The sequence below is a fragment of the Negadavirga shengliensis genome (assembly GCF_042652345.1).
Classification (GTDB): domain Bacteria; phylum Bacteroidota; class Bacteroidia; order Cytophagales; family Cyclobacteriaceae; genus Negadavirga; species Negadavirga shengliensis.
This window is the reverse complement of sequence record NZ_JBHSJJ010000001.1, coordinates 120,838-136,082: the sequence shown is the minus strand read 5'-3', so window position 1 is coordinate 136,082 and position 15,245 is coordinate 120,838. Positions and strand designations below refer to the sequence as shown.

Below are 15,245 nucleotides of genomic sequence, written 5' to 3'. Positions count from 1 at the left end.
CTTTAATATAAAATGAAAGAAAATAAAAAGACATATTGGAAAGGGTTAGAGCAGTTGACAAACGATCCGGAGTTTGTGAAGCATGCCGATCAGGAATTCCCGGGAAATAACCTTCCCCGGAAACAGGAGGATGGAGGTTCTTCAAGAAGGGATTTTCTCAAAATGATGGGATTCAGCCTGGCTGCCGCATCATTGGCGGCTTGCGAGGCACCGGTGAGGAAAGCCATCCCTTATGTGAATAAACCTGTCGACATTGACCCTTCGATTGCCAATTATTACGCTTCTACTTTTTCATCAGGTGGGGATTATGCTTCAATAGTCGTAAAAACCAGAGAAGGCAGGCCCATCAAAATAGACGGTAATGAACTTTCATCCATTACCCAGGGAGGCACCAGTGCATTGGTGGAAGCCTCGGTTCTTTCCCTTTATGACCAGCAGCGGCTGAGGGGGCCACAGGTCAACGGTCAAGCTGCCGATTGGGCCACTATCGACGCCGAACTGCCTGCTAAACTGAGGTCTGCCGGCAATATCAAAATCATTTCCAATACCATATTATCGCCATCTACAGAAAGGGCGATCCGCGCTTTCGCGGAAGCGATGGGGGAGGTGGAACTGATCACTTATGACCCGGTTTCCAATTATGGTATCACAAGGGCAAGTGAAACGTATTATGGAAGCAATGTCCTGCCTTCCTATCATTTTGACAGGGCCAAAGTCATCGTAAGTTTCGGAGCTGATTTCCTGGGGACCTGGATTTCGCCCATAGAGTTTTCAAGAAAATACAGCAAGGGCAGAAAAGTGACCAAGGAGAATCCTGAAATGTCCAGGCATTTTCAGTTCGAATCCAATCTTTCACTGACCGGAGCCAACGCGGACTACCGGACCCCTATCAGGGCCTCCCAGAGTGGCCTGGCGGTACTTTCCCTATACAACTTGTTGGCCAAAAAGGCAGGGGTGGCCGGCGTAAGCGGTGGTAACCTTGAATTGGCTTATTTATCGAAAGCCGCAGACGAGCTTTGGGCAAACAGAGGCCAGTCTTTGGTAGTGTCGGGATCCAATGATCCGAATGTACAGGTGGTAATCCATGCCATCAATGAGCTGTTGGGTAACAACGGACAAACCGTAGACTTTAATAAAGCTTCGTACTTTAGAAAAGGGAACGACAGCAGAATGAACCAATTTGTCGCCGACCTGAACGCCGGACGTGTAGGGGCGGTGATTTTTTATAACTGTAACCCTGTTTATGACCATGTTTTGGGGGAAGAATTGGCCGAAGGCATAGCAAAAGCGGGCGTTTCGGTAGCCACCAGTGAAACCAAAAACGAAACGGCTGCACGGGTACAGTATATTGCTCCGGATCACCACTATCTGGAATCCTGGAACGATTTTTATCCCAAAACAGGGGAATACAGTTTGGCACAGCCCGCCATATCACCTCTTTTTGACACCCGTCAAGCACAGGAAAGCCTGCTGAAGTGGGCGGGCAACAATACTTCTTATTATGACTTCCTCCGCGAAAACTGGAGAGGATTGTTCGAAGGGCAGCGTGAAACAGATGACTTCCAGGAATTTTGGGATAAATGCCTGTACAACGGGGTATTTACAGTAGATACCGACGAAAGTGAAGGGACACTTTCAGCAGTGGGCGATATCAATGCAGCTGCCAGGGCGATTTCCGGGACCAGCGGAGATGGGTCAAGTGGTACAGAGTTGGTGATCTACGCCAAAGTAGGCATCGGCACCGGTGCTTATTCAAACAACCCCTGGTTACAGGAGATGCCTGATCCGATTACCAAGGCTACCTGGGACAATTACCTGACTGTGTCACAACGGTGGGCCAATGACAACGGCTTGAAGATGAATGAAGGAACCACCAAGATGGCCAATGTCACCGTAAACGGCAAAAGCTTCTCCGTACCTGTCCTGGTACAACCCGGTCAGGCGGAAGGAACGGTTGGATTGGCTTTGGGATACGGGAGAACCCAGGCCGGCAGAGTGGCGGACGGGATAGGCATCAATGCCTACCGGTTTTTGGACAGCAGCAAAGGCTATGTAAATTATGACATCACGGAAGGAGTGTCTGTTGAGCTCACTTCTGACACGTATAGAATCGCCCAGACCCAGACCCACCAAACTTATATGGGTAGGGAATTTGTGGTTCAGGAAACCACTTTGGGCGAATATCAGCAGAATCCCAGTGCGGGCAGGTACTTTCCTGAAATTTATAAGGATGGTGAATTTTTAAAACCATCAAAAATATCCTTATGGTCCGGCCACAAATACAGCCAGCATCACTGGGGTCTTGCCATAGACATGAACTCCTGCACAGGCTGCGCGGCCTGTACAATCGCATGCCAGGTAGAAAATAATGTGGCTGTGGTGGGCAAAGAAGAGGTTCTCAACAGGAGAGAGATGACCTGGATAAGAATCGACCGGTATTATAGTTCTCCGGAAGGCGCCACTTCCAATCAGGAGTTGGAGCGGGCTGCGGACAATCCGGAAGTTACTTTCCAACCGATGATGTGCCAGCACTGCAACAACGCTCCCTGTGAGACGGTATGTCCTGTGGTGGCTACCACCCACAGCTCTGAAGGGCTTAACCAGATGACTTATAACCGGTGTATAGGTACCCGTTATTGTGCTAACAACTGTCCTTATAAGGTAAGGAGATTTAACTGGTTCAAGTACCATGATAACAAGGATTTTGCCGGAGTGAACACGCCTCAAAACGATGATTTGGGTAAGATGGTATTGAACCCTGATGTGACCGTGAGGGCCAGAGGGGTGATGGAGAAATGTTCCATGTGTGTGCAGAGAATCCAAGCCGGTAAACTGGCTGCGAAGAAGGAAAACCGTAAGATTCAGGACGGTGAAATCAATGTAGCCTGCGCGGTGGCTTGTCCGACTGAGGCATTGGTGTTCGGGGATATGAATGATCCGCAATCAAAAGTTTCCCGGATGTTAAAAATCCAGGAGAATACGCTTTCTGCGACCAAAGAGGTCAATGAGGAGCGGGCTTACCATGTGTTGGAGGAGATCAATGTGAGCCCCAATGTCTGGTATTTCACCAAAATCAGAAACAAGGACAAAAACGAAGCTTAAAAATAAATTAATAAATTAAGATATGCAGGTTACTTCATCCGTACGGGAGCCGTTGGTTACTAACGGTAAAACTTACAAGGACGTCACCAACGATGTCTCCAGACAGGTAGAGGGCAAGCCTTCCGTGGCCTGGCTGCTGGGTCTGGCTGTTTCTGTTGGAGCACTTATTTTAGGATCTCTTGCCTTAGCCGCTACGTTGTGGGAAGGAATAGGGATGTGGGGATTGAATAAAACCGTAGGCTGGGCCTGGGACATCACCAACTTCGTCTGGTGGGTGGGTATAGGCCACGCCGGTACGCTGATTTCGGCTGTATTGTTGTTATTTAGGCAGAAATGGAGGACTTCCATTAACCGGGCTGCAGAGGCGATGACGATTTTTGCCGTCATCTGTGCGGCGCTGTTTCCCCTGATTCACATGGGCAGGCCCTGGATAGGAGCCATATGGGCATTGCCCTTACCGAACACCTATGGGTCCCTTTGGGTAAACTTCAATTCTCCCCTGCTTTGGGACGTATTTGCTATTTCCACTTATTTCTCCGTTTCATTGGTGTTCTGGTATATAGGGCTTATTCCTGATTTCGCCACCATCAGAGACAGGGCCAGTGGGATCAGAAAAATCATATATGGGGCTTTGAGCTTTGGCTGGGACGGCGCTGCTAAAACCTGGATGCGCTATGAGTCGGTATCTTTGATTCTGGCCGGTCTGGCCACCCCTCTTGTACTTTCAGTACATACTATCGTATCCTTTGACTTTGCTACCTCTGTCATTCCAGGATGGCACACCACGATTTTCCCTCCATACTTCGTGGCAGGTGCTATTTTCTCAGGATTTGCGATGGTGCTCACCCTGATGATCGTAACCCGTAAAGTATTCAAGCTGGAAGACTATATTACGATAGGTCATATTGAATTGATGAATATTGTCATCATCATTACCGGATCGATTGTAGGGATAGCCTATATTACTGAGTTTTTTATTGCCTGGTATTCGGGCGTAGAAGCTGAGCAGTATGCCTTTGTAAACAGGATGTTTGGACCGTACTGGTGGGCCTACTGGTCCATGATGACCTGTAATGTGATTTCACCGCAGCTTTTCTGGTTCAAAAAGATCCGTACTTCAATCGCGGCGACCTTTATCCTTTCACTGGTAGTGAATATCGGTATGTGGTTCGAGCGTTTTGTGATCATTGTGACCTCCCTTCACAGGGATTTTCTCCCTTCATCATGGGTGATGTTTTACCCAACCTTGACAGATGTAGGGGTGTACCTTTTCACATTCGGCTTGTTTTTCACCTGTTTCCTGTTGTTTGCCAAATTCTTTCCGGTAATCAACATGGCGGAAGTGAAGGCAGTGTTGAAATCTTCATCTGAAAAAGTAAATAAATAATCATGGAAAGAGATAAGAATTTTATCCTCGGCATCTTTGACGATGAGGATGTATTGCTGAATGCGGTTAGGAAAATCAGGAAAAGCGGTATCAAGATTCACGAGGTGTATACCCCTTACCCCATCCACGGCCTTGAAGGTGAGTTGGGATACAGGAGAAGCAGGTTGCCCATAGCAGCGTTTCTTTTCGGTTTGCTGGGGACCATTCTGGCGCTTACCATGCAGTTATATATGATGAAGTTTGATTGGCCCATGATCATTGGTGGAAAAGATCATGCGGCGTTTCCGGCTTTCATCCCGGTGACTTTCGAGTTGACGGTGTTGTTATCGGCTTTTGGAATGGTGGGGGTGTTTATGATAAGCAGTAACCTGAAACCCTGGGGTCAGCCAAGGATATTTGATATCAGAAGCACAGATGACAAGCATGTGATGGCCATTGATATTGCCGGTAATGCTTCTATTGGACTGGATAAGATCAAAGAGGTTTTGAAAGATTCGGGGGCTACCGAAGTGAACAATAAGAATTTTGAATAAGTAATATACAGAGCATGAACATTACAAAGTCCATATATTCAATAGCCATATTCGGTTTTTCCCTTGGTTTGGCTTCATGCGGTGCTTCCGGTGACTATCCCGGGACTGAATATGCGCCTCAAATGTATCACTCAGTTGCCTACGAGCCACTTTCCCAGATCAGAAATGAAGAGGAAGGCATGTGGCTTTCCAACAGGGAAGATGGTAAAGGAGAATTTTATAACAGCAATCCATACAACCCCTTTGGGATGAACATGAGAGAACCTGCGCCGAATACCGTACCCAGAAGCAAAAATGGGTACCTTCCCTACAGGTTAAGGGTAGCTGATCTGGAAGGAGCGGCCAACGTAAATAACCCGGTGGAATTAACGGATCAGGTCTTGGCAGAAGGACGCCAGTTGTACATACAGTATTGTGCTGCCTGCCATGGCCCTTCGGGAGAAGCTGACGGCAAAGTAGGAGATGTGATAGGGGGTGTGGCCAATCTTAAAGGCGGCGCTTATATAGATCTTCCCGAAGGACATATTTTTCATGTCATTACCCACGGAAAGGGCAGGATGGGAGCACATGGTTCCCAGATATCCATAGAAAGAAGATGGAAGATCGTTCACTATGTTAAACAAGAAATTCAGAAGCAATAATGGCAGCAAGTAATTATAATTTGGATCAAAAATTTGATTTCACCGATGCCGTAAAAAAAGCGATTTTTACGATCGGAGGCATTGGTTTGGTGTTGTTGATCTTAGGCATAGTGATAGGAATGTTCGGGAGCGGCCATGGGCATGGAGACGAAGGTCACCACGCTTTCCATTGGACGCAAAGGTTGTATGCCAATCTCTGGATCAACAATGTCTATTTCACAGGTATCGCCATTATTGGGGTGTTCTTCTTTGCTATTCAGTATGCTGCACAGGCAGGTTGGTCCACGCCCTTATTAAGAGTAATGCTGTCATTTGGATATTGGCTTCCGATTGCAGCGGGGTTGATGATCCTTACTTTTTTTGTTGCCAGTCATGACTTGTTTCACTGGACCCACAGTTATGTTTTTGACAAAAGCAGTCCTGAATATGATAAAATCATAGACGGCAAGGGAGCCTTTTTCTATTGGCCTCTGGAAAAGGGAAGTTTCCCGCTTTTCTATATCGTCAGGATGGTTGCTTTTTTTGGATTCTGGGTGTTTTTCTTCACCAAATTGAAAAATCTTTCCTATGAAGAGGATATCAGGGGAGGCACGGATTATTGGTATACTACAAGAAAGTGGTCAGCCATTTTCCTGGTTTTCTTTGCAGTTTCCTCCTCTATCAGTGCGTGGGATTGGGTAATGTCTATCGATACACACTGGTTTTCTACCTTGTTTGGCTGGTATGTTTTCGCTTCCTGGTTTGTGGCAGGACTGTCAGCAATCACCCTGATCACCATCTTTTTGAAGGAAAGGGGCTATTTGGAGATGATAAACGAGAATCATATCCATGATCTGGGTAAATTCGTATTTGCCTTCTCCATATTCTGGACCTATATCTGGTTTTCCCAATTCCTGCTTATATACTATGCCAATATCCCGGAAGAATCCGTTTACTTCTTAGAGAGGCTTGAAAGTGATGTGTACGGACCCTATATATTCGCAAACTTGATTTTAAATTTCTTCCTGCCATTTCTAGTATTAATGACCAGGGATTCGAAAAGACATGCTATATTCCTTAAGCTGGTATGTACGCTGATACTCTTTGGCCACTGGATTGATTTCTTCCTGATGGTTCAGCCAGGTACATTGGGCCACAATGGTGGTATTGGATTTATGGAAATCGGAATGTTATTGGTGTATGCTTCTGCGGTTACCTTTGTGGTACTGGGTAACCTGGCAAAACATAACTTGGTGGCCAAAAACCATCCGATGCTGGAAGAAAGCTATCATCATCATATTTAACCCTATCCGAAAAAAAATATATCATGTACGGATTTCTTATAACTATTGGTATTCTGTTGCTTATTTCTGTCATTTGGATGGTTTACAGGATACAAACCTTGATTTCAGTAGCCAAAGGATCGAGCAAAAAAATAGCTACAACCAGCAACAAAGTCAATGCAGCCCTGTTTTTGGCTTTCCTGATCGGTTCAGGTGTCTTATTGTTCTGGTATTCCTTCAAGGAATTTGACAATTACCAGTTGCCTATCGGTTCCGAACACGGCGTGATTACTGACAGATTGTTCTGGATCACCATGGGCGTCACTGGTTTTATCTTTATATTGACCCACATACTGCTGTTCTGGTTCAGCTATCATTACCAATATGATGACAACAAGAGAGCAGCCTATTATCCGGATAACAACAAACTGGAAATCATATGGACACTGGTTCCGGCAGTGGTTCTGACTGTATTGGTGATTTCCGGATGGAAAGCCTGGTCTGATATTACCAGCCCTGCGCCCGAAAACGCCCATGTGGTGGAGATCATGGGCTACCAGTTTGCTTGGGATGTAAGGTATCCCGGTAAAGACAATATTCTCGGAGATTATGATTACAGATTAACGTCCGGTAGCAATCCCATGGGGATTGATTTCACCGATAAAAATTCCTTTGATGACTTTCCTGCCGGACAGTACATTGTTATTCCAAAAGGGGAACCGGTGTTATTTAAAATCAGGGCCAGGGATGTATTGCATTCTGTTTTTGCCCCTCACATGAGGTTAAAAATGGATGCGGTACCCGGTATGCCTACCAGGTTCTGGTTTGTGCCTACCAAAACCACAGAGGAAATGAGGGCCGAGACCGGAGACGATGAATTTGAATACGAAGTAGCCTGTACGGAAGTATGTGGAAGGGGACATTTCTCCATGAGAAAGGTGATCAGGGTAGTAGAGCCTGAAGAATATAGAAAATGGTATAGCGAACAGGAGCCGTTTATCAAGCAAAACCCCGCCTTGATATCTGATTTGCCTGCCGATCTCAAAGAATTGGCTGAAATATATATCAACGAGGATAAATAATAATTAATTAAGAAATATAAACATGGCAGTAGCAAACGTTTCAGCTCATGATGCTTCGGTACACGACCATCATGACCATGAGCATAAAGAAAACTTCATAACGAAGTACATATTCTCCACTGACCATAAAATGATCGGTAAGCAGTTTTTGGTTACCGGGATGTTTTGGGCGCTTATTGGTGGATTTCTGTCGGTACTGTTCAGGCTGCAACTGGGCTTTCCGGAAATGAGTCTGGAATTCCTGAGACCTTTATTGGGGGGCTGGATAGATGAATCCGGAAAGCTTGATCCCAATTTCTACCTGGCACTGGTGACCATGCATGGGACCATTATGGTTTTCTTTGTATTGACAGCTGGTTTGAGTGGTACTTTTGCCAATTACCTTATTCCGCTGCAAATTGGCGCGAGGGATATGGCTTCCGGGTTTATGAACATGTTGTCGTACTGGATGTTTTTCATTTCCGGTGTCATCATGTTTATTTCCCTTTTTTTGGAAACCGGTCCCGCTGGAGGAGGTTGGACGGTTTATCCGCCGTTGTCGGCGTTGGAGCAGGCCATTCCCGGCTCCGGTTTGGGAATGACCCTTTGGTTGGTTTCCATGACGTTCTTTATTGCTTCCTCTTTGCTTGGAGGGATCAATTACATCACTACGGTTATCAATTTAAGAACCAAGGGCATGTCCTTTGCCAGGCTTCCCCTGACCATATGGGCATTGTTCCTTACAGCCGTAATCGGCTTGTTGTCCTTTCCTGTCCTTTTCTCAGCTGCTTTGTTGCTGGTCTTTGACAGGAGTTTTGGTACCAGCTTTTATCTTTCAGATATATATGTAGCGGGAGAGGCATTGCCCAATACAGGGGGCAGTGCGGTGCTTTATCAGCATTTGTTCTGGTTTTTGGGCCACCCTGAGGTGTACATCGTGTTGTTGCCGGCCCTGGGGATTACCTCCGAAATTATTGCTACCAATGCTAGAAAGCCTATATTTGGATACAAGGCGATGATCATCTCCATGTTGGGCATCACGATACTGTCATTCGTGGTATGGGCCCACCATATGTTTGTTTCCGGTATGAACCCGTTTTTGGGCTCTGTCTTCATGTTTTTGACCTTGATCATTGCCGTGCCTTCGGCAGTGAAAGTATTCAACTGGCTCACTACGCTGTGGAGAGGAAACCTTAGGTTTACACCCGGTATGCTATTCGCCATTGGGATGGTATCCTTCTTTATATCCGGCGGGCTTACAGGGATATTTCTTGGAAATTCCGCGATCGATATTCAGCTTCACGATACCTATTTTGTAGTAGCCCACTTCCATTTGGTGATGGGATCCGCTTCCTTCTTTGGAATGTTGGCCGGAATTTATCATTGGTTCCCCAAAATGTTTGGAAAAATGATGGACGAGAAATTGGGCCATCTGCACTTCTGGCTGACTTTTGTCGGCGTATACATGGTGTTTTTCCCGATGCATTATATAGGTATTGCAGGTTTCCCAAGAAGATATTACAGTTGGACCAACTTCTCGTTTTCCGACATGTATACGGATTTGAACATGTTTGTTTCGGCGGCAGCGGTGGTTACTTTCGGAGCACAGTTTATATTCCTATTCAATTTCTTCTATAGTATGTACAGGGGAAGAAAGGCAAGCCTCAACCCGTGGAAATCCAATACTTTAGAGTGGACAACGCCTTTGCATCCCGGACATGGCAACTGGCCAGGAGAGATACCTACGGTATACAGGTGGCCATACGATTACTCTAAGCCCGGGTCTAAGGAGGATTTTATCCCACAGACCGTGCCGTTGTCCGCTACTCCTGAATCCAACCTTCCCCATGAGGAAAAACTGGTTCAGTTAGAGAGGGAGATTATGGCTGAAGAAGGCCAAGTGCTGGTTGCTAATGAAACAAAAGAATCTTAAAGAACTGAACAGCTTCCGTAGGATCAGTCTGATTACTACAGTAGCTGTTTATTTCTTGATTTTGGTGGGGGGGATAGTCAGAAGTACCGGCGCCGGCATGGGTTGTCCCGACTGGCCAAAATGCTTCGGTAATTGGGTGCCTCCTACCCATGTAGATGAGTTGCCTGCAGATTATGAAGATCTGTATGTGGCCAAGCGGGTTGAGAAAAACAACCGTTTTATCGCCATGCTTGAAAGCTTGGGGTTCAGCACTTTGGCGGAGGATATCCGTCATGATGAGTCCATATTGGAAAAGCAGCCTTTTAATGCTACCAAAACATGGATCGAGTATGTGAACAGGCTGGTGGGGGTGATGATAGGCATTTTCATCATTCTCACATTTGTGCGTTCGATCAGGATAAGGAAAATCGATCCCGTGATCCCGCTCCTTTCATTTGCAGCTTTGGTACTGGTGGTGTTTCAGGGCTGGCTGGGTTCAATCGTTGTATCGACCAACCTGCTGCAATGGATGATAAGCCTTCATATGGTCGTTGCGTTGATATTGGTTTGCTTGTTGTTATACATCTACTTCAGGGCAAGGAAGATCAGCCATCCGGCAGATAAGAAGGAATACATCCCTTCCGCCGGTAAGTACAAATGGTTTATGGCAGTCGCATTGATATTGATGCTGGTTCAGATTGTCTTGGGAATTCAGGTGAGAGAGGAAATAGACCGAGTTGCAACGGCATTTGGTCACCTTTTCCGGGAAAAATGGATCGGAGAGTTGGGATTGGCTTTCATCATTCACCGCTCTTATTCATTGGTGTTACTGCTGCTGCATTTGGTGTTTGGCTATATGGTATATAAAAATGCAGGCCCGGATTCATCATTGTATAAAAATAGCCTTGCTTTGATATTTCTGATATTAACGGTGATACTGTCTGGAGCGATGATGGCTTATTTTGCCATCCCGGCATTTATTCAGCCGCTGCATTTGTTATTGGGATCTTTGATCATTGGCGTGCAGTTCCTTATCTGGTTAGAACTTGGCCACTATGAAAAGTTTGATGAAAATCATTCCGTAATATGAATACAATTAATTTATCCAATAGAGGCATCTATGACTTGATTGCGGTCCGATCGAAAGCTTATCTTGATCTGATCAAGGTCAGGTTGTCCCTGTTGGTTACATTTTCTGCTGCTTTTGGATTTATCTTAGGTGACGCTGCAACTTTTTTCTCATGGGGGAGTTTCTTTGGGCTTGTAGCGGGAGGCTTCCTGATCACCGGTGCTTCAGGCGCAGCTAATGAGATTCTGGAGAGGGATTACGATAAATTGATGAAAAGGACGAGGACCCGCCCGCTTCCCATGAATATTCTTTCCGTCAGGGAAGCTTATTGGTTCACCCTGATTATAGCCTTTCTTGGGATAAGTTTGCTTTGGTATTTTACCAATATGATCACCATGTCTCTGGGCGTGCTGAGTATGATCCTTTATGTATTTGTGTACACGCCTCTAAAAAGGGTGGGGCCGATTGCTGTATTGGTGGGTGCGATACCGGGAGCCATGCCTCCTCTTTTGGGATGGACTGCCGCTACAGGGAGCATTTCTTATGAGGCACTGATCATTTTCGGAATCCAGTTTATCTGGCAGTTTCCTCATTTCTGGGCCATAGCATGGGTGGGCGATGAGGATTACAAAAAAGCGGGATTTAAATTATTGCCTTCAGGAGGTAAGAAGGATCTGAATACTGCCATTCAAATCATGATTTATACGCTGTTTCTATTGCCCTTGGGCCTGTTACCGACCTATTTTGGATTTACTGGCCTCAATTCGGGGGTAATCGCAACCGTATGCGGCGTCCTTTTTCTTGCGCAGACCTTTTCTTTGATGAAGGACTGTTCCCGAAAATCCGCGTTGAGGATCATGTTTGGGTCATTCTTGTATTTGCCTATTGTACAAATTGCCTACTTGTTGGATAAAGTTTAGTGAAATGGAAGAGAAATTAGCATTTGTGGAAGGGGCGGAACAGCCATTGGCTATGCATCCCAAAAAATTTGCGCTGTGGCTGTTTATCGTGAGCGTGGTAATGGTGTTTGCAGCCATGACAAGCGCGTATATAGTACGGCAAGCTGAGGGGGACTGGCTGGAGTTTGATTTGCCAAATGTATTTTGGTATACCTCTGTGATCATTGTCCTGAGCAGCTGCAGCATGCATTGGGCTTATGTTTCAGCCAAAAGGAACCTGCTGGATCGGCTCAAGCTGGCGATAGGGGTGACCACGGTTTTGGGAGTGGCCTTTTTGGTTGGACAGTGGTACAGCTGGGTGGCGCTGGTAGACAGGGACGTATATTTCGTAGGAAATCCGGCGGGATCGTTTCTCTATGTTTTTACAGGTCTGCACGCAATACATCTGATCAGCGGTGTGATATTTCTAATTATTGTATTAATTTCGTCCCTGAGAAACCGAATCCATTCCCGGAATATGGCTCAAATGGAGATGTGCGTTACTTACTGGCATTTTCTGGGAGGGCTTTGGTTGTATCTGTTTATGTTTTTGCTATTGAATCATTAAAAGTTATAAGTTAAATTCTTGAATATGTCATCGACTGCTATTGAAATAAAATCCAAGAGAGGGATATGGGAGGGAGGAAACCAGCCCTTGAAAGCCAGTTATGGTAAGCTTATGATGTGGTTTTTCCTTCTTTCAGATATTTTCACTTTTACGGCATTTCTGATTACCTATGGCGCTATCAGGATGAGCTATCCCGCTTACGAGGGAGCTTCAGCGGACTTTGTCAGTTCGAACGAATATTGGCCTATCCCTGAAATGATCTTCGATGCCATCCCATTTGTCCATGGCGTTCATTTTCCGTTGGTATTTGTGGGATTGATGACATTCATTTTGATCATGAGCTCTGTGACCATGGTATTGGCGGTAGAAGCGGGTCAAAGAAATGATAAGAAAGATGTAGTAAAATGGTTACTTTGGACGCTTCTTGGCGGGATTACTTTCTTGAGCTGTCAGGCTTGGGAATGGACCCACTTCATCCATGGTACAGACGAGGGCACCTTGTTGACTTACGTGAATGCCGCCAATCAAATAGTTACCGAAACCGTATTTGGAGCCAACCTCGTAGTTAACGAGTATGGCCCGGCGCCATTTGCCCAGTTGTTTTTCTTCATTACCGGATTTCATGGGTTCCATGTTACCATTGGCGTGTTTCTGTTATTCCTGGCGTTTTATCAGGCAGCTGTTGGTGTATTTGAACAAAGGGGACATTATGAAATGGTGGAAAAAATCGGGCTGTATTGGCACTTTGTGGATTTGGTTTGGGTATTTGTGTTTACCTTCTTCTATTTGATCTAAAACATTAAAATTATATTGCTATGACACAGGAAAGTAATAAAGGAATGGAAGTGCTTCCCAGGGACTCGGCCAAAATCAAAAAGATTTGGATGACCGCCCTCATATTGCTGGTAGTGACTGCTTTTGAATTCGTATTGGCATTTACTATGGAAAGGGGGATACTTCTTTATGTATTGTTCATCTTATTGACGATCGTAAAGGCCAAATATATTATGATGGAATTCATGCACCTGGGGCATGAGGTTAAGCCCTTGTTTTATTCCATCGTGGTGCCCCTTATCTTTTTGGTGTGGCTTATCATTGCCCTGATGAAGGAAGGTGCTGATATTTTGATGATGCGTTGGTACTAAAAATATACACATTTGTAAATGAAGAAACGGTTGGGGGGAATCTTCAACCTTTTTTTTTGTTATAGTATAATATGAAAATGTTGAGGCTTATTCAGGTCATGGTGTTGGTCTGCGTTCTGATGATTCCGGTCCTGATCATACTCTTTTTAAGAGGGTTTTCGAGCAATACATATGATATTCCGGTTTTGTATGAGCATGGCGTCGATGATGCTTTTGAAGAGTGTGGTTTCGTAGACGGCGGGCAGCATTATATTCCCGAATTTACTTTTTTGGATCAGAATCACAATGCCAAGGGGAGATCCGATATGGAGGGGAAAATCACTATCGTGGATTTTTTCTTTACAAGTTGCCCAAGTATATGTCCTGTGATGTCTACCGAAATGGAAAGGGTGCAGGATGTTTTCCGAAATGAGGACGATGTGCAGATTTTTTCCATCAGCATCGATCCGGAATTTGATACACCTGAGGTTTTGGAGGCTTATGCGGAAAGACACCGGGCCCTTAAAGACAAATGGTTCTTCCTCACCGGACCGAAGGAAGAAACCTACCGCCTGGCCAGATGTGGTTTCATATTGCCCACAATTGATGGTAAGGGCGAACCCGAAGATTTTATCCATAGCGATAAATTTGTTCTGGTGGATGACTCAGGCAGGATAAGGGGTTATTACAGTGGAACGGAACGCGATGGCGTGGATCAATTGATACTGGAAACAAAAATTCTGTTATATGGAAAATAACGAGTTGACCTACCGGGTAAAAGAAGGTATGGCTTATAAATGGATTGCTGTTATTTCTATCCTGGTTCCGGTGGTAGTGGCCATACTGCTGTTTAAGCCATCCAGAGTGGACCTGGGCGCTGAATGGGTATACTTTTTACCTCATTTAAACGCAGTAATCAATGGAGCGGCGGCGGTTGCCCTGTTAATGGGCCTGTATTTCATCAAGAACAAAAGGATTGATCTGCACAAGGCTTCCATGACTACCGCTTTCGGGTTGGGGGCCATATTCCTGGTTTCTTATGTCATTTACCACGCTGCAGCGGAGAGTACTTCTTATGGTGGGGAGGGCCTGGCAAGAAGTTTTTATTATTTTCTATTGATTAGCCACATCCTGTTTGCGGCGGTGGCGTTGTTTCCCATTTTGTTGGCATATTATTATGGTTATACAGGAAAATACCATAAGCATAGGGCAGTGGTAAAATATGCTTATCCCATATGGCTATACGTTACCCTAACAGGAGTCATTGTGTATTTAATGGTCAGTCCTTATTATACACATTAAACTTTCTTCCAAAAAATCAGGTTATGCATATGATGAGAAGGATAATTTATACACTGCTGGTTACTGTCGGAATGCTTTTTGGTCAAATGGGTTCTCTCTTTGCCCAATGTGCCATGTGCAGGGCCACTATTGAAAACAATGTAAGCAACGGGGATACAACGGTTGGGGCAGGACTGAATATGGGTATTCTTTATTTATTGATCGCGCCCTATCTTTTAATATCCATCATTGCCTTCTTTTGGTTCCGTAATGCCAGGTCCAAAAAGAAAAAGCTGAGTTATTAATAAGACTTGTTTGGATAAATAAAAAAAGCAAAGTTTGTACAAACTTTGCTTTTTTTGAACCT

15 protein-coding genes are annotated in these 15,245 nt (G+C 45.1%); all 15 read left to right on the top strand.

Going from position 1 to position 15,245, the window contains the following annotated elements; all coding sequences use genetic code 11:
* Positions 1-12: 12 nt before the first annotated feature.
* Positions 13-3,102: a TAT-variant-translocated molybdopterin oxidoreductase gene (locus tag ACFPFU_RS00555; protein WP_377060455.1), complete on the top strand. Its 3,090-nt coding sequence runs from the start codon at positions 13-15 to the stop codon at positions 3,100-3,102.
* 22 nt (positions 3,103-3,124) lie between these two features.
* A complete protein-coding gene (gene nrfD, locus ACFPFU_RS00550) occupies positions 3,125-4,489 on the top strand; it encodes an NrfD/PsrC family molybdoenzyme membrane anchor subunit (protein WP_377060453.1) in 1,365 nt (454 codons plus the stop codon).
* Positions 4,490-4,491: 2 nt separating this feature from the next.
* The gene (locus tag ACFPFU_RS00545) at positions 4,492-5,022 is read left to right on the top strand and encodes a DUF3341 domain-containing protein (protein ID WP_377060451.1); all 531 of its coding nucleotides are present in this window, start codon (positions 4,492-4,494) and stop codon (positions 5,020-5,022) included.
* 14 nt (positions 5,023-5,036) lie between these two features.
* Entirely contained in the window at positions 5,037-5,663 is a 627-nt protein-coding gene (locus ACFPFU_RS00540; RefSeq protein WP_377060449.1) for a c-type cytochrome, read from the top strand.
* A complete protein-coding gene (locus ACFPFU_RS00535) occupies positions 5,663-6,946 on the top strand; it encodes a quinol:cytochrome C oxidoreductase (protein WP_377060447.1) in 1,284 nt (427 codons plus the stop codon). Before ACFPFU_RS00540 ends, ACFPFU_RS00535 begins: the two co-directional genes overlap by 1 nt.
* Before the next feature lie 23 nt (positions 6,947-6,969).
* The gene (locus ACFPFU_RS00530; RefSeq protein WP_377060446.1) at positions 6,970-8,007 is read left to right on the top strand and encodes a cytochrome c oxidase subunit II; all 1,038 of its coding nucleotides are present in this window, start codon (positions 6,970-6,972) and stop codon (positions 8,005-8,007) included.
* A 22-nt stretch (positions 8,008-8,029) separates the two neighbouring features.
* Positions 8,030-9,919, top strand: a complete 1,890-nt coding sequence (locus ACFPFU_RS00525) for a cytochrome c oxidase subunit I (RefSeq protein WP_377060444.1) — start codon at positions 8,030-8,032, stop codon at positions 9,917-9,919.
* Positions 9,900-10,988, top strand: a complete 1,089-nt coding sequence (locus ACFPFU_RS00520) for a COX15/CtaA family protein (RefSeq protein ID WP_377060442.1) — start codon at positions 9,900-9,902, stop codon at positions 10,986-10,988. Before ACFPFU_RS00525 ends, ACFPFU_RS00520 begins: the two co-directional genes overlap by 20 nt.
* Entirely contained in the window at positions 10,985-11,887 is a 903-nt protein-coding gene (gene cyoE / locus ACFPFU_RS00515; protein WP_377060440.1) for a heme o synthase, read from the top strand. The genes ACFPFU_RS00520 and cyoE overlap by 4 nt, the downstream gene beginning before the upstream one ends.
* A 4-nt stretch (positions 11,888-11,891) precedes the next feature.
* On the top strand, positions 11,892-12,473 hold the full coding sequence (locus tag ACFPFU_RS00510) for a cytochrome c oxidase subunit 3 (RefSeq protein ID WP_377060438.1): 582 nt from the start codon (positions 11,892-11,894) through the stop codon (positions 12,471-12,473).
* Between the two features lie 24 nt (positions 12,474-12,497).
* Positions 12,498-13,268 (top strand): cytochrome c oxidase subunit 3, encoded by a 771-nt coding sequence (locus ACFPFU_RS00505; protein ID WP_377060436.1) that lies wholly within the window; start codon positions 12,498-12,500, stop codon positions 13,266-13,268.
* Between the two features lie 20 nt (positions 13,269-13,288).
* Positions 13,289-13,618 carry a cytochrome C oxidase subunit IV family protein gene (locus ACFPFU_RS00500; protein WP_377060434.1) on the top strand — a complete coding sequence of 110 codons (330 nt, stop codon included), beginning with the start codon at positions 13,289-13,291 and terminating at the stop codon, positions 13,616-13,618.
* A 71-nt stretch (positions 13,619-13,689) separates the two neighbouring features.
* Positions 13,690-14,355 carry an SCO family protein gene (locus ACFPFU_RS00495; protein WP_377060432.1) on the top strand — a complete coding sequence of 222 codons (666 nt, stop codon included), beginning with the start codon at positions 13,690-13,692 and terminating at the stop codon, positions 14,353-14,355.
* Positions 14,345-14,899: a DUF420 domain-containing protein gene (locus tag ACFPFU_RS00490; protein WP_377060430.1), complete on the top strand. Its 555-nt coding sequence runs from the start codon at positions 14,345-14,347 to the stop codon at positions 14,897-14,899. Before ACFPFU_RS00495 ends, ACFPFU_RS00490 begins: the two co-directional genes overlap by 11 nt.
* 32 nt (positions 14,900-14,931) lie before the next feature.
* On the top strand, positions 14,932-15,183 hold the full coding sequence (locus ACFPFU_RS00485) for a hypothetical protein (RefSeq protein WP_377061379.1): 252 nt from the start codon (positions 14,932-14,934) through the stop codon (positions 15,181-15,183).
* Positions 15,184-15,245 lie beyond the last annotated feature (62 nt).

What these genes read in the sequence shown, in the direction of transcription:
- ACFPFU_RS00555 (WP_377060455.1), top strand. Translation starts at nt 13, where the DNA reads ATGAAAGAAAATAAAAAGACATATTGGAAAGGGTTAGAGCAGTTGACA.
- nrfD (WP_377060453.1), top strand. Translation starts at nt 3,125, where the DNA reads ATGCAGGTTACTTCATCCGTACGGGAGCCGTTGGTTACTAACGGTAAA.
- ACFPFU_RS00545 (WP_377060451.1), top strand. Translation starts at nt 4,492, where the DNA reads ATGGAAAGAGATAAGAATTTTATCCTCGGCATCTTTGACGATGAGGAT.
- ACFPFU_RS00540 (WP_377060449.1), top strand. Translation starts at nt 5,037, where the DNA reads ATGAACATTACAAAGTCCATATATTCAATAGCCATATTCGGTTTTTCC.
- ACFPFU_RS00535 (WP_377060447.1), top strand. Translation starts at nt 5,663, where the DNA reads ATGGCAGCAAGTAATTATAATTTGGATCAAAAATTTGATTTCACCGAT.
- ACFPFU_RS00530 (WP_377060446.1), top strand. Translation starts at nt 6,970, where the DNA reads ATGTACGGATTTCTTATAACTATTGGTATTCTGTTGCTTATTTCTGTC.
- ACFPFU_RS00525 (WP_377060444.1), top strand. Translation starts at nt 8,030, where the DNA reads ATGGCAGTAGCAAACGTTTCAGCTCATGATGCTTCGGTACACGACCAT.
- ACFPFU_RS00520 (WP_377060442.1), top strand. Translation starts at nt 9,900, where the DNA reads ATGAAACAAAAGAATCTTAAAGAACTGAACAGCTTCCGTAGGATCAGT.
- cyoE (WP_377060440.1), top strand. Translation starts at nt 10,985, where the DNA reads ATGAATACAATTAATTTATCCAATAGAGGCATCTATGACTTGATTGCG.
- ACFPFU_RS00510 (WP_377060438.1), top strand. Translation starts at nt 11,892, where the DNA reads ATGGAAGAGAAATTAGCATTTGTGGAAGGGGCGGAACAGCCATTGGCT.
- ACFPFU_RS00505 (WP_377060436.1), top strand. Translation starts at nt 12,498, where the DNA reads ATGTCATCGACTGCTATTGAAATAAAATCCAAGAGAGGGATATGGGAG.
- ACFPFU_RS00500 (WP_377060434.1), top strand. Translation starts at nt 13,289, where the DNA reads ATGACACAGGAAAGTAATAAAGGAATGGAAGTGCTTCCCAGGGACTCG.
- ACFPFU_RS00495 (WP_377060432.1), top strand. Translation starts at nt 13,690, where the DNA reads ATGAAAATGTTGAGGCTTATTCAGGTCATGGTGTTGGTCTGCGTTCTG.
- ACFPFU_RS00490 (WP_377060430.1), top strand. Translation starts at nt 14,345, where the DNA reads ATGGAAAATAACGAGTTGACCTACCGGGTAAAAGAAGGTATGGCTTAT.
- ACFPFU_RS00485 (WP_377061379.1), top strand. Translation starts at nt 14,932, where the DNA reads ATGAGAAGGATAATTTATACACTGCTGGTTACTGTCGGAATGCTTTTT.